The sequence below is a fragment of the Streptomyces malaysiensis subsp. malaysiensis genome, from assembly GCF_040653035.1.
GTDB lineage: Bacteria > Actinomycetota > Actinomycetes > Streptomycetales > Streptomycetaceae > Streptomyces > Streptomyces malaysiensis.
In genome coordinates this window covers 426,916-443,516 of sequence record NZ_JBEZNG010000003.1, presented here as the reverse complement: position 1 = coordinate 443,516, position 16,601 = coordinate 426,916, and the positions used below count along the sequence as shown (strand labels likewise).

The 16,601-nt window shown below is 72.1% G+C and carries 14 protein-coding genes and 1 riboswitch; of the genes, 6 read left to right on the top strand and 8 right to left on the bottom strand.

The genetic code is table 11. From position 1 onward, the window contains the following. The first annotated feature begins 140 nt into the window (after positions 1 to 140). Positions 141 to 1,943: a M23 family metallopeptidase gene (locus AB0E24_RS09020; protein ID WP_435865253.1), complete on the top strand. Its 1,803-nt coding sequence runs from the start codon at positions 141 to 143 to the stop codon at positions 1,941 to 1,943. A 101-nt stretch (positions 1,944 to 2,044) separates the two neighbouring features. On the opposite strand, the gene pcrA is transcribed toward AB0E24_RS09020, so the two are convergent. Next, a complete protein-coding gene (gene pcrA, locus AB0E24_RS09015; RefSeq protein ID WP_167502063.1) occupies positions 2,045 to 4,516 on the bottom strand; it encodes a DNA helicase PcrA in 2,472 nt (823 codons plus the stop codon). A gap of 156 nt (positions 4,517 to 4,672) precedes the next feature. After that, positions 4,673 to 4,859, top strand: a riboswitch (cyclic di-AMP (ydaO/yuaA leader). A gap of 8 nt (positions 4,860 to 4,867) precedes the next feature. Between pcrA and AB0E24_RS09010 the strand changes: the two genes are divergently transcribed. Beyond that, the gene (locus AB0E24_RS09010) at positions 4,868 to 6,043 is read left to right on the top strand and encodes a C40 family peptidase (protein WP_176742777.1); all 1,176 of its coding nucleotides are present in this window, start codon (positions 4,868 to 4,870) and stop codon (positions 6,041 to 6,043) included. A 101-nt stretch (positions 6,044 to 6,144) separates the two neighbouring features. Here the strand turns inward: AB0E24_RS09010 and AB0E24_RS09005 are convergent, their stop codons facing one another. Together AB0E24_RS09005 and AB0E24_RS09000 are read right to left on the bottom strand one after the other, a co-directional pair. Then, positions 6,145 to 6,915, bottom strand: coding sequence for a L,D-transpeptidase (locus tag AB0E24_RS09005; RefSeq protein WP_283886327.1), 771 nt, complete (start codon positions 6,913 to 6,915; stop codon positions 6,145 to 6,147). Between the two features lie 111 nt (positions 6,916 to 7,026). Continuing rightward, complete coding sequence (locus tag AB0E24_RS09000) at positions 7,027 to 7,380, bottom strand: hypothetical protein (RefSeq protein ID WP_079257997.1); 354 nt, start codon at positions 7,378 to 7,380, stop codon at positions 7,027 to 7,029. A 343-nt stretch (positions 7,381 to 7,723) separates the two neighbouring features. On the opposite strand from AB0E24_RS09000, the gene AB0E24_RS08995 reads away from it, so the two are divergent. From AB0E24_RS08995 to AB0E24_RS08985, 3 genes are all read left to right on the top strand, one after another. Next, positions 7,724 to 8,752, top strand: coding sequence for a C40 family peptidase (locus AB0E24_RS08995; RefSeq protein WP_359375668.1), 1,029 nt, complete (start codon positions 7,724 to 7,726; stop codon positions 8,750 to 8,752). 34 nt (positions 8,753 to 8,786) lie between these two features. Then, positions 8,787 to 9,773 (top strand): homoserine dehydrogenase family protein, encoded by a 987-nt coding sequence (locus AB0E24_RS08990; protein WP_359375666.1) that lies wholly within the window; start codon positions 8,787 to 8,789, stop codon positions 9,771 to 9,773. 157 nt (positions 9,774 to 9,930) lie between these two features. Then, positions 9,931 to 10,893: an SDR family NAD(P)-dependent oxidoreductase gene (locus AB0E24_RS08985; RefSeq protein ID WP_099014075.1), complete on the top strand. Its 963-nt coding sequence runs from the start codon at positions 9,931 to 9,933 to the stop codon at positions 10,891 to 10,893. Between the two features lie 125 nt (positions 10,894 to 11,018). Here AB0E24_RS08985 and AB0E24_RS08980 read toward each other — a convergent pair whose 3' ends face one another. Beyond that, positions 11,019 to 11,828, bottom strand: coding sequence for an SDR family NAD(P)-dependent oxidoreductase (locus AB0E24_RS08980; RefSeq protein ID WP_359375663.1), 810 nt, complete (start codon positions 11,826 to 11,828; stop codon positions 11,019 to 11,021). 86 nt (positions 11,829 to 11,914) lie between these two features. Between AB0E24_RS08980 and AB0E24_RS08975 the strand changes: the two genes are divergently transcribed. Then, positions 11,915 to 12,766, top strand: a complete 852-nt coding sequence (locus AB0E24_RS08975; protein ID WP_359375661.1) for a helix-turn-helix transcriptional regulator — start codon at positions 11,915 to 11,917, stop codon at positions 12,764 to 12,766. Between the two features lie 58 nt (positions 12,767 to 12,824). Here the strand turns inward: AB0E24_RS08975 and AB0E24_RS08970 are convergent, their stop codons facing one another. From AB0E24_RS08970 to AB0E24_RS08955, 4 genes are all read right to left on the bottom strand, one after another. Then, entirely contained in the window at positions 12,825 to 13,595 is a 771-nt protein-coding gene (locus AB0E24_RS08970) for a LuxR C-terminal-related transcriptional regulator (RefSeq protein ID WP_069870475.1), read from the bottom strand. Further along, the gene (locus AB0E24_RS08965) at positions 13,592 to 14,866 is read right to left on the bottom strand and encodes an ATP-binding protein (protein WP_100806959.1); all 1,275 of its coding nucleotides are present in this window, start codon (positions 14,864 to 14,866) and stop codon (positions 13,592 to 13,594) included. Before AB0E24_RS08965 ends, AB0E24_RS08970 begins: the two co-directional genes overlap by 4 nt. A 150-nt stretch (positions 14,867 to 15,016) precedes the next feature. After that, a complete protein-coding gene (locus AB0E24_RS08960) occupies positions 15,017 to 15,292 on the bottom strand; it encodes a hypothetical protein (RefSeq protein WP_232638689.1) in 276 nt (91 codons plus the stop codon). Then, the gene (locus AB0E24_RS08955; protein WP_231981408.1) at positions 15,289 to 16,599 is read right to left on the bottom strand and encodes a PspC domain-containing protein; all 1,311 of its coding nucleotides are present in this window, start codon (positions 16,597 to 16,599) and stop codon (positions 15,289 to 15,291) included. The genes AB0E24_RS08960 and AB0E24_RS08955 overlap by 4 nt, the downstream gene beginning before the upstream one ends. Between the last annotated feature and the right edge of the window lie 2 nt (positions 16,600 to 16,601).

Here is a 16,601-nt window from a genome sequence, read left to right as displayed (position 1 = left end):
AGGATGCACGTACAGTCAGCCGAAAGACGGCCAAATGCCCTTTGCCATGATGCTCAAAACTCACTGAAGATTGTCGCTGCCGCGTACTGCCGGGTACAGTCGCCGCTAATTCTCCTGCTGCCTAGGCGAAAGAGAAGTTGGTGGTGAACGACCGTCACCCGTCGGGGGCCTCTCCGACCGTCCCCGCTCCCGACGCCTCGTATCCGTACGACGAGGCTTACGGTCAGCACCAGGACACAGCGCACGGCTACGCCGGGTACGACGGCTACTCCACCGGCAGCTTCACCCACCTCGCCACCGCCTACGGGGACGGCGACCCGCTCTATGGGGATGGCGACCCGCTCTTCGGCGCGCTTCCGGGCGCGTACGACGGCCAGCAGGGCGCCCACAGCGGTCAGTACGACGCCTCGCAGTGGGCCACCGTCGACCAGCAGCACACCGGGTCGTACGAAACGGGCCACTACGACACAGGCCACCACGACACCGGCCATTACGACTCCGGCGCCCACGACACCACGATGTGGGGCGCCGCCGGCTATCACCTGCCGACCGGCATTCCCGCCCAGCAGGACGCCGAGACCGGCGCCCAGTGGGACATCGGGGCCTGGGACACGGGCGCCACCGGCCACACCGAGATGCCGGAGCAGTGGGACCAGGGCGCGGGGTACGAGGCCGGGGCGTACACCTCGGGCGTGGACACCGGGCAGACCCAGTTCTGGGACGCCTCCGCCTACGCGACCGTGGACGAGGCGCAGTTCGACCACTCGGGCCTGAACCACCCGGGCCTGAACCACCCCGGGTTCGACCACTCCGGCCTCGACCAGCACGCCGGTCCTGACCAGCAGGGCTTCGACCAGCAGGGCTTCGACCACCACCCCGGGCTCGACCAGTCAGGGTTCGACCAACGCGAGCGCGAGCCGAACAACTTCGAGCAGACGGCCGTCTTCGATCCGAACGCCTTCGATCAGGCCGCCGTCGACCAGACGGCCACCTTCGATCAAGTCGCGTTCGACCAGACCGCCGCGTTCGAGCAGGCCGCCATCCCCGAGCAGCCCGGCGCCTTCGAGCACACCGCCGTCTTCGACCCGGTCAAGGACGACCAGCCGTACGATCCGGCCCCCGAAGCGGAACCTGAACCCGAGGCGGCGGCCGTGCGGGAATCCGCCCCCTCCCCCCGCCGGGAGGTGAGCCGCGGTCGCCGCCGTACCCCCTCGTCCCGGCCCAAGCGCTCCGCGCTCCTGACCGTCGCCGTCCCCTCCGTCTGCGCCCTGGGCGTCACCGCCGTGGCGGCCGCCTCGGTCAGCGGGATCGGAAGCGACAAGAAGGACGAGTCCACCACCCAGGCCGCCCCCGACACCGCGGCGGCCCCCGTGAAGCCCTCCGTCGCCAACAGCAAGCTGGACTCCCAGCTCGCCGGGGTCCGCGAAGGCGCCGACGACTTCCGCGACCGCGCCAGCCGCACCCAGGAGCGGATCGACCTCCAGGCACGCCAGGCAGCGGAGAAGAAGCGCAAGGCCGAGGAGGCGGCGCGCAAGGAGGCGCTGCGCCCGAAGTTCGCGCTGCCCGTCGCCCAGCACGGCCTCAGCGCCATGTTCGGCCAGGCCGGTATCAACTGGATGTCGGTGCACACCGGCATCGACTTCCCGGTGAGCTACGGGACGCCCGTGATGGCCGCCACCGATGGCACCGTAACGACGCAGTGGAACGACGCCTACGGCAATATGGTCGTCCTGACCAGCCCGGACGGCACGGAGACCTGGTACTGCCACCTCAGCAGCGCCAAGATCCGCTCCGGGACCGTGAAGGCCGGGGACACCATCGCGTACTCCGGGAACTCCGGTAACTCCACCGGCCCCCATCTGCACTTCGAGGTCCACCCCGGCGGCGGCGCGGCCATCGACCCGCTGCCCTGGCTGCGCGGCCAGGGCCTCGACCCCACCTGATCCGGCAGGGCCACCTCAGCCCCGGGCGCTGATCCCCGCAGCGCCACCGTGGCGCGCCACCGGCGCACCACGGCCGCGGGCCTACGCCTCGGCCTCGCCCGCTACAGCTTCTCCACCGGTGCGTACCGCAGCAGCAGCCGCTTGGGCTTCTCGTCACCGAAGTCGATCGTCGCCTCCGCGTTGTCCCCGCTGCCCTTCACCGCCACCACCGTGCCGAGCCCGAACGAGTCATGGGTGACCCGGTCGCCGATGGCCAGCGCGACCACCGGGCGCTCACTGGCCCGCCGGGTGGCGAACCCGCTGCCCCCGGTGCGCGAACGCGACGACGACAGACCGGACGACAGCCCTGACGGCGGGGTCGAGGCGACGCCGCTCATGGACGCCGACGGGGTGGCGGGCCCGGTGCGCCGCCACCGCACATACTGGTCCGGGATCTCCTCCAGGAAGCGGGACGGCGGGTTGTACGCGGGCTGGCCCCATGCGCTGCGCATCGTCGAGCGGGTCAGATAGAGCCGCTCGCGGGCCCGGGTGATCCCCACATAGGCCAGCCGGCGCTCCTCCTCCAGCTCCTTGGTCTGGCCGAGCGCCCGCATATGCGGGAAGACGCCGTCCTCCATACCGGTGAGGAAGACGACCGGGAACTCCAGGCCCTTCGCCGTGTGCAGCGTCATCAGCGTGATCACGCCGGAGCCCTCGGTGTCCTCGTCCGGGATCTGGTCCGAGTCGGCGACGAGCGCGACCTGCTCCAGGAAGTCCGCGAGGGTGCCGGGGTTCTCGCCCCGGTCCTGCTCGAACTCCAGGGCCACGGCCGCGAGCTCCTGGAGGTTCTCGATCCGGGTCTCGTCCTGCGGATCGGTGGACGTCTGGAGCTCGGCCAGATAGCCGGTGCGCTCCAGCACGGCCTCCAGGACGGTCGCCGGGCCCGCCCCGGACTCCACGATGGTGTGCAGCTCCTCCATGAGCGTGTTGAACCGCTTGACGGCGTTGGCCGAGCGGGCCGCCATGCCGTACGCCTCGTCGACCCGGCGCAGCGCCTGCGGGAAGGTGATCTTCTCGCGCAGGGCCAGCGCGTCGATCATGGCCTCCGCGCGCTCCCCGATACCGCGCTTGGGCACGTTCAGGATCCGGCGCAGCGGGACGGCGTCCTCGGGGTTGGCCAGCACCCGCAGATACGCGAGGACGTCGCGGACCTCCTTGCGCTCGTAGAAGCGCACCCCGCCGACGACCTTGTACGGCAGCCCGACCCGGATGAAGACCTCCTCGAAGACACGGGACTGGGCGTTGGTCCGGTAGAAGACCGCCACATCCCCGGCCCTGGCGTCGTCCGCGTCGGTCAGCCGGTCGATCTCGTCGGCGACGAACTGGGCCTCGTCGTGCTCGGTGTCGGCCACATAGCCGGTGATCTCGGTCCCGGCGCCGGCGTCCGTCCACAGGTTCTTCGGGCGGCGGTTCTCATTGCGCTCGATGACCGCGTTGGCCGCGCTCAGGATGGTCTGGGTGGAGCGGTAGTTCTGCTCGAGGAGGATCGTCCGCGCGCTGGGGTAGTCCTCCTCGAACTGGAGGATGTTACGGATCGTGGCGCCCCGGAAGGCGTAGATCGACTGGTCGGCGTCGCCCACCACGCACAGCTCGGCGGCCGGGGTCTCGTCGGTGCCGGTGCCCACCAACTCGCGCACGAGTGTGTACTGCGCGTGGTTGGTGTCCTGGTACTCGTCCACCAGGACGTGCCGGAAGCGGCGGCGGTAGTGCTCCGCGACGTCCGGGAACGCCTGGAGCAGATTGACCGTGGTCATGATGATGTCGTCGAAGTCCAGCGCATTGGCCTCGCGCAGCCGCGCCTGGTACATCACATACGCCTCGGCCAAGGTCTTCTCAAAGCCGTCCGATGCCTGTCCGGCGAAGGTCTCCTCGTCGATCAGCTCGTTCTTGAGGTTGGAGATCTTGGCGCTGAAGGACTTCGGCGGGAACCGCTTGGGGTCGAGGTCCAGATCCCGGCAGACCAGCGACATCAGCCGCTTGGAGTCGGCGGCGTCGTAGATCGAGAACGACGAGGTGAAGCCCAGCTTCTTCGACTCCCGGCGCAGGATGCGGACGCAGGCGCTGTGGAAGGTGGACACCCACATGGCGTTGGCCCGCGGGCCGACGAGCTCCTCGACCCGCTCCTTCATCTCGCCCGCCGCCTTGTTGGTGAAGGTGATGGCGAGGATCTGGCCGGGGTGTGTGCCGCGGGCTCCGAGCAGATACGCGATGCGGTGGGTGAGCACCCGGGTCTTGCCCGAACCGGCGCCCGCGACGATCAGCAGCGGCGAGCCGGTGTGCTCCACGGCGGCCCTCTGCTGCTCGTTCAACCCCTGGAGCAGGGCGGACGGGTCCACCACGGACCGCGCCGCGCCGTCCCGGTAATGGGACTCCCGGGGCACGGGCGCGTCGAATCCGCCGCTGAAGAGGTGATGCGGCACATCCTCGGCACCGCCGTGGCCAGGGTGCGCCGAATCCTCGGGCGGCGGGGGCTGCTCCTCGTCCGAGGGAGGCCCGAGGTCCGCCAGGAAGCTGTCGTCAAAGAGGCTGCTCATCGCTCACCGAGTCTAGGCCGCCCCACTGACAGCCGACCTACGAACATCACGAAACGGTTTCGGGCAAAACGCCCACCAGCCTTCACAGAAGCCCCACGCGTTGGCTACCGTCCTGCCTCAGGCGGCCCGAGATCCGTCGGCGAACCGCGCCGGCACGGGTGGCCTCCGCCGAGTCCGGTATCGCCGTGAGGCGCCCGGAGCCGGGGACCCAACAACGCAAGACCGGGGTGAATCGGCCGGAAACGGTGCGGCACGGACAGTGCCGCCCGGAGACGGCCGTAGGGCAGCCTTCCGAACCGCCCGAACCCGACAGCTAACCCGGTAGGCGGTCCACGGAAGGAGTCGCCTCCCTTGGCGTCGCACCGCAAGCCGCGGAGCCGAATACCCGCCCCGCTCACCGGCCACGGCCGCCGTACGGCCGTCGGGTTCACCACGGCCGCCCTCGCGTCCGTCACCCTCCTCTCCCAGACGGCCAACGCCGCACCCGCCGACCCCAAGCCGGCTACGCAGTCGCTCGAGAAGGTCAAGGAGAAGGTCGACACCCTCTACCACCAGGCGGAGACCGCCACCCAGCACTACAACGCCGCCAAGGAGCGCACCGACCAGCAGCGGGGCAAGGTCGACAAGTTGCTGGACTCCGTCGCCCAGCGCACCGAGAAGCTCAACGAGGCGCGGCGCATGCTCGGCCAGTACGCCGCCGCCCAGTACCGCGACGGCGGGATGGCCCGCTCCGCCGCGACCCTGCTGTTCTCCAACAACCCGCAGGACGTCTTCGACCAGTCGCATCTGATGGACCGGATGACCGGCCGGCAGAAGCAGGCCGTCGACGACTTCCAGAAGCAGCGGGCGGAGGCCGCCAAGGAGCGCGGCAAGGCCAGCGAAAGCCTCGCCTCGCTGACCTCGGCGCAGAAGCAGCTGAAGATCCAGAAGAAGACCGTCCAGGACAAGCTGACCGAGGCCCGGCGGCTGCTGGCGAATCTGACCGCCAAGGAGAAGGCGCGGCTGGCGGCGATCGAGAAGAAGAAGGCGGAGGAGGACCGCCGTAAGGCCGCCGCACTCGCCGAGAAGCAGCGGCAGGAGGCCGCCGCGCGCAAGAAGCAGCAGGAGCAGCAGCAACAGGAACAGCAGAACACGGGCAGCGGCTCCGGTTCGACGACGCCCTCGGCCCCGGCCGACACCTCCAAGGCGGCCCAGGCCATCGCCTTCGCGAAGGCGCAGATCGGCAAGCCGTATGTCTGGGGCGCCACCGGCCCCAGCTCCTTCGACTGCTCGGGGCTGACACAGGCGGCCTGGAAGTCCGCCGGGATCTCGCTGCCGCGCACCACCTGGGACCAGGTGAAGGTCGGTACGCGGGTCTCGACGTCCCAACTCCAGCCGGGCGATCTCGTCTTCTTCTACGACGACATCAGCCATGTGGGCCTCTACATCGGCGACGGGATGATGATCCACGCGCCGAAGCCCGGCGATGTGGTGAAGAAGGCGCCGATCACGGAGATGCCGATCTACGGGAGCGTGCGGCCCTCGTAGCCCCCTGGCGCCGGTATGCCGCTGCCCGGGGCCGGACCCCGGGCAGCGGCACCGTCATCGCCTCGGACGCGGGCTCGCGCTTCAGACGCGGCGCTCGTGCCTCAGGTGCCGGGCTTGCGCCCGTAGACGTACACGTCGTCGCCGTTCCGCAGCAGGCTCCAGTACTTCTTGGCGTCACCCTTGCGCATGTTGACGCAGCCGTGGGAGCCCGGCGGGGACCATACGCTGCCCGCGATCGAGTGGAACGCCTGGCCACCGTCGAAGAACTGGCTGTACGGCATGGCGACGTTGTAGAGCGTCGACCAGTGGTCGATGTTCCGCCAGTAGACCCTCTTCAGCCCGGTGCGGGTCTCGAAGCCGTCCCGCCCGGACCGCACCGGCACCGGTCCGTAGACCAGCCGGGAGCCGTCCTGGACCCAGCTCAGCTGCCGGGTGAGGTCGACGCAGGCGATACGGCCCTTGTTGGTGGGGCACTTCTTCGCCGCGTTCGGGTTGTGCCCCGCGGCCTTCTGGGCGTTGATGAGATTCATGACGCCCGAGGTGATCGGGCCCGCGTAGCCGATCGTCGGGCTGATGCCGTGGTCGATCTGGAACTTCTGGATCGCGAGACAGTCCGCCCGCGACTGCCGCCCGTCCACGGGGCGGCCGAGGAACCGCTCGGCCTGCTTCTGATACGGCCCCGCGGTGGTCGTGCACGACGACGCGGCCATGGTCACCGGTGTCACCGACCCCGTCGACCGGCCCAGTGGCCGCGTCTGGGCCTGCGCCGGACCGCCGACGGCGACCGCGAGCGGCACCGCCATCCCCACCAGCCCCAGAGCCACACCCGCGCGCCGCCCACGACGACTTCCGACTGCCCCCACTACCCCCATGGCCACTCCTCTCGACTGCCCAGCTCTTTACTAAGACAGCTCGCGAGTGCAAATGGTTGCATCGGGATCGTGTCGCAATTGTCGTGGGATCACCCTCAGAACATCAGTTCGTCAGGTCCACAGCACGGCAATGAAGATGTTTGCCGTTGTCAAGGCACCCACCGCGCCGAAGGCGGCCGACTCCACCTTCTCCTCATCGCGCTTCACATACACCAGGCCGAGGATCACGACCAACAGCGCCAGCTTCACACCGATCTTGACGGTGTTGACGCTGTTGTCGTCGGCCTGATTGAGGCCGACCAGCGCGACTCCGGTCACCAGCATGGTCAGCGCGCCGTGCAGCATCGCCGGGAGCATCCGGGCCTCGCCCGCGCCCATCGCCTTCAACTGCGAGAAGAAGCCGCCGAGCAGCGCGCCGATGCCGACGATGTGCAGACCGACGAACACGTGAATGAGTACGTCCATGGCTCCGGAGACTAGCCCCGCTCATATCATCACCCGGCACTCGGGTGGGCCCCTATCGCCGCTTCGGTCACGGCCCTCCACAGTCCCGACCACCCCACTCGCCGGGCGATCAGCAGCCGTCACGGGAACGACGAAATCAGTCCACTCCCGTTGAATGTCGTTCAATCCCCCGCATGGACCCCGTTTCCCGGCCTAGCTTCCTCCTCCAGGTGGCAGTCCGCTTCCCGTCAACAGAGGGTCCCCGCCTCACGGTGGACTGCCACCTGCCCGTCCACTCCCCATGAGGGTCCAGGATTCGCCAAACATCCTGGAATGCCCAAGAAAGACCAGGTGAACCGCCGCAGTGGCGTCGCACAGGAAGCCCAAGCAGCGCTTGCTCACCAGCAGCACCGCCCGTGCGGCCGCGCTCCTCGCCCTCACCGGCGCCGCGTCCACCACCCTCCTCGGCGGCACCGGGCACGCCGAGAACCGCCTCACCCCCGCCCAGGTGAGGGCGAAGATCGACGGGTACCAGCGGGAGGCCGAAGAGGCCACCGAGCGGTACAACGGCGCGAAGGAGAAGGCCGACAAGGCCGGTGAGGCACTGGAGGCGCTGCGCGACCAGGCCGCCCGCCGCACCACCCGGCTCAACACCGCGCGCAACGCGCTCGGGGCCTTCGCCACCGCCCAGTACCGCTCGGGGACGATCGCCCCGGCCCTCCAGCTCGCCCTGTCCTCCTCCCCCGACCAATACCTTCAGCGCGCCTCGCTCGCCGAGCGCGCGGGAAGCCGCCAGGCCGCCCTGATCGCCGCCATCGGCCGCCAGGAGCGGAAATTACGCCAGGTCCGCGGCGAGGCGGCCGACCGCCTCGCCGCTCTGCGCGCCTCCCGGACGGCCGCCGCCCACCACAAGCGGACCGTCCAGCGGAAGCTGGCCGCCGCCGACCGCCTCCTGGACCGGCTGACGCTCGAACAGCGGCAGCGCCTGACGGCCGCCCGGGGCGGCGACGAGACCGGCGCCGCCGACGCCCTGGCCCCCGTCGCGGGCCGCGCCGCCCGCGCCGTCTCCTACGCCTACGCGACCCTCGGCAAGCCGTATGTGTGGGGCGCCACCGGACCGCACGGCTATGACTGTTCGGGGCTCACACAGGCCGCCTGGCGCGCCGCCGGGGTCTCCCTGCCCCGCACCACCTACACCCAGATCAACGCCGGACGGCGCGTCACCCGCGATCAACTGGCCCCCGGCGACCTGGTCTTCTTCTACTCCGGCGTCAGCCATGTCGGCCTCTACATCGGCGGCGGGCGCATGATCCACGCCCCGCGCCCCGGGGCCCCCGTCCGGATGGCCTCGGTCGCCGACATGCCCTTCGCGGGAGCGGCTCGCCCCGCGTAGCCGCCGCCCGCGGTCCACGGGTAAGACTGGCCGCATGCCAAGCGAAGCTGACGTCCGGTCCGAAGCGTCCGTCGTGTTGTCGGGGTACGGCCCGGTGGGCCGGGCCTACGCCGAGCGGCTGACCGGCGGCGCGCTGCCCCTGCGGCTCGCCGCCGTGCGCACCAGCTCGGCCGAGGGGCTGCCGCCGGAGCCGCGCGACGGCTGGGGCCCGCTGCCGCCCCTCGCCGAGACGCTGGAGCGTACGGGGGCGGCGGTGCTGGCCCAGGCCGTGCCGTCGTCCCCGGCGGTGCGCGAACAGGCCGCCGCGGACGCGCTGTCGGCCCTGCGCCGAGGGGTTCATGTGGTGACCGCCACCAAGAGCCATCTGCTCAGCCACTGGGGCGAGCTGGCCCTGGCGGCGGCCGAGGGCGGCAGCCGCATCCGGATCTCGGGCGCCACCGGAGCCGCCCTCCCCACCGCCGACCTCGCGCGGATCGGCGTACGGGGCCTCGGCTGCCGTACGCTGCGCGCCTGCCCGAACGGCACCGCCACCTTCGTCCTCGACCGGCTGGCGGACGGCGAGCCGCTCCCGGACGCGGTCGCGGAGGCCCAGCGGCGCGGTATCGCCGAGGCCGACCCCACGGCCGACCTCTCCGGTGCCGACGCGGCCATGAAGGTGCGGCTGCTGGCGGCGCTGCTGTGGGGGTGGGACGCGACGGCCGTAAGGACGGAGGCGGGCCCGGGGATCGACGCCGGGACGGCGGAGGCGGCCCGCGCGGCCGCCGCGCGGGGCCGCCGTCTGCGGTCGGTCGCGACCGCCTCCGCCGATGAACCGCTCGTCGTCCGCGTCGGGTTGGCGGAGACGGGGCCGGGCGACCCGCTGCACGCCCTCAGGGGCCCCGAGAAGGCCGCCGTCTACGGCTGCCCCGAGGCGGGCGACATCACGGTGAGCGGCGGCCGCTCCAGCCCCCTGGGGGCGGCGCTCGCCATGGTCAAGGACACGCTGGACGTGGCGGGGCCGGTGGGCTCCGGCTTCGCCTGAGCGGCGATCCGTCGGCGGGGCCATGACGGGGGCCTGTCGGCGGGGGCGGTGGGGTGACGGCGCTCTGTCGGCGGGGCGTCGGTGACGACCGTAAGGCTGATACGTGGCCGCGCCGACCACGCCCGGCGGTCACCGACCCGAGCCCGAGGAGCCCCGTATGCCTTCCACCGCCCCGCCCGAAGCGTCGACCGGCCCATGGGACGTCCATCGGCTGCCGCGTGCCGACGGCAAGACCTTTCTGGTGACCGGAGGCAACGCGGGCATCGGATACTTCGTCGCGGAACAGCTCGCCGGTACGGGAGCCACCGTCGTCCTCGGCAGCCGGGACGCGGGCAGGGCGGACGCCGCCGTGGCCTCGATCCGCTCCCGGGTCCCCGACGCCCGGGTGCGTCATATCCGGCTGGACCTCGCCGACCTCTCCTCCCTCGAAGCCTCGGCCGATTCACTGCGCCTGGAGCGTCTGGACGCGGTCGTCCACAACGCCGGGGTCAAGTACGACCAGCCCACCCGCCGGGAGACCGGGGACGGCCATGAGGCGATGTTCGGGATCAACCACCTCGGCCACTTCGCGCTGACCCACTGGCTGGCGCCGCTCCTCGCGGCCGCCCCCGAGGGCCGGGTCGTCACCACGGGCAGCTTCGCGGCCACATCCGAGCGGCTGGACCTGGACGACCTCGAGAGCACCCGGGACTACCGGCCGGACCGCACCTACGGGCGCTCCAAACTGGCCCAGATGCTCTTCGGTTTCGAACTCGACCGCCGCCTGAGGGCGGCCGGCAGCACGGTCCGGAGCGTGGTCACCCACCCCGGCGGCGCGCTCGACTCCCTCACCCCGTCCCGCCCGCCCATCCACGTCCGAGGAACGGGCGAACGGCTGCGCGGCCTGCCCGCCGGAGTCCTCGTCCAGGGCAAGGACGCGGCCGCCTGGACCGCCGTACGGGCCGTTCTCGACCCCGCCATCACCGGCGGCCAGCTCTGGACCCCCCGGCTCTTCGGCCTCCGCGGCACCCCCCGCCGCCAGCCCGTCCGAGGCCCCCTGGCGGACACGGAGGCCGCGGCCCGCCTGTGGTCGGCAAGCCGCGACCTGACCGGGGTCGAGCCGGAGTCCGGCCTCGGATGAGGCCATACGCGGACCGCGGGGACGGTCGCGTTCGGCACGTGATGGACGCCGGAGCCCACGACCACTCGTGATGGGCTGATCACATCAAGCCACCGGATCGGGTGGTTCAGCCGCCGCGGGTCGGCTCAGGCCCGGGTGCCGCCGTCCACCGGGAGGACCACACCGGTCACATACGAGGCGCGGTCGCTGAGGAGCCAGGCCGCGGCCTGGGCTATCTCGTCCGGGTCGGCGGCGCGGCGCAGGGGGGCGTGGGTGCTGATGCGTTCGACGACGCCGGGGGATTCCGCCTCCCAGGCGCGGATCATCTCGGTGAGGGTGGCACCGGGCGCGATGGCGTTGACGCGGATGTTCTCCGGGCCGTAGGTGACGGCGGCGGATTCGGTGAGGCTGTTGACGGCGCGCTTCATGGCACCGTACGCGGGGAGTTCGGGGTTGCCGGCGAGGCTGCCGACGCTGGAGTTGTTGACGATGGCGCCCGTTCCCGCGGTGGCGCGGATGGCCGCGACCTCGGCGTTCATGGCCAGCCAGGGGCCCCGGAGGTTGACGGCGTAGACGTGGTCGAAGTCGGCCTCCGGCAGCTGATCCATCGGGCCCGGCTGCTGGATCGTCGCACCGTTGTTGAAGGCCACGTCGAGCCGGCCGTACAGCTCCACGGCCCGGTCGACGGCGGCGCGGACGCTCGCCGCGTCGGCGAGGTCGCACACCACGTGGTCCGCGGTGCCGCCGGCCGCCCGGATCTCCTCGGTGACCGTCTTGAGCTGGGCCTCCGTACGGGCCGCCAGCAGCACCCGGGCGCCCTCCCGGGCGAAGAGGCGCGCCGCGGCGGCACCGATGCCGCGCCCGGCGCCGGTGATGAAGGCGACCTTGCCCGCAAGCAGGCCGGTGGCCGGGGCGGGGGGCGGGGTGTCGAGCGTGGGGTTCGGCGTGTTGTTCATGTTCATGAGGCTGCTGCGGATGCCGGAACCCAGCCAGGCACCGGCGGTACCTGGCTGAGCCCACGCCGTCCGCGCACACTGAAGGCGTGGACAGACAAGAGCTGGCGGCCTTCCTGCGCAGCCGACGCGAGCGGATCACGCCCGCCGATGTGGGGCTGCCCGCCGGGACGCGACGCCGCACCCCGGGGCTGCGGCGCGAGGAGGTGGCGCAGCTGGCGTTCATCTCGACCGAGTACTACACCCGGCTGGAGCAGGCCCGCGCCCCGCGCCCGTCCCGTGAGGTGCTGACCGGGCTGGTCCGCGCCCTGCGGCTGACGGACGCCGAGCGGGTCCATCTCCACCATCTCGCGGGCGCCCCTCCCGGCCCGGCGGCCGGGCCCTCGCGCGAGGTGCGGCAGAGCATCCTGGACCTGCTGCGGCGGCTGCCGCAGGCGGCGGCGATCGTGTTGTCCGCGACCTACGAGGTCATCGCCTGGAACGACCTGGCGGCCGCCCTCATGGAGGACTTCTCCGCGCTCTCGCGCCGCGACCGCAACCTCGTCCGCCGTGCCTTCCTCGGGCCACAGCGGGCGGGGCGGCGGCTGTACGGGGTGACGGACGGGGACGAGTTCGCCCGGACCTCGGCCGAGACCCTGCGCGCCGCGGCCGCCCGCTACCCCGACGATCCCGAGGTGACCGGGCTGGTGGCCGAGCTCCGTTCGGGCAGCGAGGAGTTCGCCCGGCTGTGGGACTCCCATGACGTGTCCGGCCGACCCGCCCTGTGCAAGACGTTCCACCATCCGCTCGTGGGGCCCATCACCGTCAACTGCGACGCGCTGGACATCGCCGACCGGGACCAGCGGCTGGTCATCTACACCGCCGACCCCGGCTCGCCGTCCGAGGAGGCGCTGCGGCTGCTCTCGGTCGTCGGCACCCAGCGGATGGAGGTGCCGGGCTGAGCCGCCGTCCCCCATGCCTCTGTGGCCCCAGGGCCAAGACCGGGTCCGGGGCCCGGACTCAGACCAGGCGGCGGGCCGTCGCCCAGCGGGTCAGCTCATGGCGGTTGGAGAGCTGGAGCTTGCGCAGCACCGCCGAGACATGGCTCTCGACCGTCTTCACCGAGATGAACAGCTGCTTGGCGATCTCCTTATAGGCGTAGCCGCGCGCGATCAGGCGCAGCACCTCGCGCTCGCGCTGGGTGAGCCGGTCCATGTCCTCGTCCACGGGCGGGGCGTCGGTGGAGGCGAAGGCGTCGAGGACGAAACCGGCGAGGCGCGGGGAGAAGACCGCGTCGCCCTCGGAGACCCGGAAGATCGCGTCGACGAGGTCGGTGCCGGTGATGGTCTTGGTCACATAGCCGCGGGCGCCGCCGCGGATGACCCCGATGACGTCCTCCGCGGCGTCCGAGACGGAGAGCGCGAGGAAGCGCACCGGGCGGTCCTGGTCGGCCATGAGCGAGGCGCTGCGGCGCAGCACCTCGACGCCGCCCCCGCCGGGGAGGTGGACGTCGAGCAGCACCACCTCGGGGCGGGTCGCGGTGATCACGGTCACGGCCTGGTCGACGTCGGCCGCCTCGCCGACCACCTCGACACCGGTCCGGGCCGTCTCCCCGATCTCGGCCTGCACCCCGGTGCGGAACATGCGGTGGTCATCCACGAGCACGACCCGCACCCGGCGCGCCGCCCCGGCATCGTCGGCCCCGCCCGGACCGGGCGCGGGGACGGCGCCCGGCAGGCCCCGCGCCCCGGGGCCGCTCCCCGCGTTCGTACCGCCCGTCGGATCAGTCATGTCGCCGCCCTCTCCATCTCCAGCTCCACTTCCGTGCCCCCGTCCGGCGCGGATCTCAGCCGGGCCGTGCCGCCGTTCCGCTGCATCCGGCCGATGATCGACTCGCGGACGCCCATCCGGTCCTCCGGCACCGCGTCCACGTCGAAGCCGGGGCCTCGGTCGCGCACGGAGATGAACACCGTGGCCCCCTCGACCTCGGCGAAGACCTGGACGGCCCCGCCGTCGCCACCGTACTTGGCCGCGTTGACCATCGCCTCGCGCGCCGCCTGTATCTGGGCGCCCAGTCTCTCGTCCAGGGGGCAGTCGCCGACCACCACCACCTCGATCGGGACGCCGTGGTGGTCCTCGACCTCCGCCGCCGTCTGCTTCACCGCCTCCGCGAGGGTGTCCGGCTCCTCGGCCTCGTCCTTGCCCGTGCCCTCCGGCCGGTAGAGCCAGGCGCGCAGCTCCCGCTCCTGGGCGCGGGCGAGCCTGGCCACCTCGCGGGGGTCCTCCGCGCTGCGCTGGATCAGGGTGAGGGTGTGCAGCACGGAGTCATGGACATGGGCCGCCACCTCCGCCCGCTCCTGCGCGCGGATGCGCATCAGCCGTTCCTCGGAGAGGTCCTGCGTCATCCGCACCACATACGGGCCCGCCAGCAGCGCGATGCCGACCAGGACGGCCAGGGCCGCCTGGAGCACGGCCCCCAGGTGCCTGGCCGAGCCCTGGAGGACGACGATCCCGGACACTCCGGCGGCCACCAGCACGACCCCCGCCGCGGCACGGGCCAGGGGCAGGACCCGCTTGCTGCGGCTGAGCTCGACCCACTGGGCACGGCGGGCGTTGTCCGCCTGGCGCCAGAAGAGGGCGACGCCCGCGCCGATGAGGAGGAGCGGCCAGATGTAGGTGTTGGCGCGGCCGAGGTGGAAGCCCTGGATGAAGATGCCCATGCCGACGCAGAGGGCGACGAGGGCGATGATCTGGCCCCGATCCGGCCTGCGGGCCAGGATCCGGCGGCGGCCGTCGGGGCCCACGGTGGTGAGCGGGCGGATGGTGGCCGTCTCCACGCCGCCGACGCCGAGCGGGACGATGAACCAGAAGAGCGCGTAGACCAGCGCGCCGAACCCCTCCGCCATGAACAGCGCGATGAAGACGATCCGCACCCAGGAGACCGGAAGCCCGAGATGCCCCGCGAGCCCTCGCGCCACACCGCCGAGGAGGCGGCCTTCGGCACTGCGGTAGAGCTTGCGCGGGGGTGGCTCGGGGGCCGTAGGGGGCACAGCGGCGGTCATGGCTCGATCGTCACACGTCCGGCCGACAACGGGTATCAGGGTCGCCCCTGATCGTTCCCCGACCCGGGCCCGGGGACGGCGGCCCGCAGCCGCCCCGGAGCCATCCCCGAGCCGCCCCTGAGCCCCCTGGAGGACCGCACCGGCCCGCTCTCAGTCCTCCGGGGCCGCCCGCCGCGACCTGCGGCGCAGGGCGTACGTCAGAGCCGAGGTCAGGGCCGCCGCGCACAGGCCGCCCAGGAGCGCCGGGAGGGCGATCTCCGGGCGGACGTTCCACTCCCCGGCCGCGTCCATCCCGTACGCCGCGGCCACGCCCAGGATCACCAGACCGGCCACCAGCTTGCCCGGCTCGAACGCATGGCGGGACCGGTCGGGGAACGAGTGACCGAACGAGTGGTCGAATCTATGGCCGAACGAATGACGCCTCATGATCGCTTCACCTCCACCGCGCCCAGCCCCATCTCCAGCTTCAGCGAGACCGTGCCCTCGGCCTTGCCGCCGCCCACCGGCTCCAGGGTGAGCTTGCGCTCCCGCCCCGGGCCGATGTCGACGTTGTGCTTGTCCTTCTTCTCGCCCGGCAGCCAGATGTCGCCGATCCCGACCTCGATGTCCAGCTTCACCCGGGCGTCGCGCGGGACCGTCACGGCCAGCTTGCCCGCGCCCATCTCCACCCGGCTGGAGACGGTGCCGCCCGCCGTCAGGGGCAGGCGGTCCAGCTTCAGCTCGGCGACCCCGCCGCCCAGCTCATAGCCGCCGCGCAGGGCGGCCACGGAGGTCGGGGCCCAGGTGCGGCGGGCCCAGTCGGGGGTGACGGAGTCGGGGAGGGCCGCCGCGCCCGCCAGCAGCACGCTGGTAAGGAGCGCGAGGAACACCGTGCCGCCTCCGGCGCGCCCCCAGCGGGAGCCGATGACGAGCGCGAGCCCGAAGACCCCCAGCGCACAGGCGAACCCGATCTCCAGGCTGGTGCCCAGCGGCTGGGAGGACCATCCCGCCCGCGCCCCCACCACGGCGGCGGCGACCGCCACCAGGAAGGCCCAGCCGCCGATCGACGCCCGGTCCGGCACCCTGCGGGCCCGCTCCGCCTTCGCCTCGGCCTTGTCGTACGGGCCGTCGTCCGGCCCCCACAGATAGCCGGTCCGCGACCCGGCCCCCGCGGCCGAGCCCAGCGGCCCGGTCGTACCGTCCTTGATGATCGGGTCACGCCACCAGGAGGGGCCGCCGCGCGTGGGCGGGGCCTTGGTCTCGGGCGGCGCGTCGGCGACCGCCTGGGCCGTGGCCGCGTCCACCGCGCCCACGCTCTGCGCCTGGCGGCGGTGGTGCGACCAGTAGCCCGCACCGGCGGCCGCGAGGGCGAGCATGAACGAGAAGTACATGACACTGGCGTTGTTGAGCATCGACAGGAACAGCCCGCAGCCCACCAGCGCCACCAGCACCGCCGTCAGCCCCGGGCCCTCGACCCGCCCCGAGAGCAGCCTGCGCCCCTCGTTCTCGTCCTCGCCGTGGAACGGGATCAGCACCCAGCAGAAGCCGTACACGATCAGGCCGAGGCCACCCGCGACGGCCAGCACCGACAGCGCCACCCGGAAGATCACCGGGTCCAGATCGCAGTAGCGGCCGAGACCTCCGCACACCCCCGAGATCACCTTGTGGTCACGGCTACGCCTCAGTGGCGTCTGTGACAGCCGGGAACCGGACGCGGCCTCGGCCTCGTCCGCCACGGTGGGTGCATCGGTCATAC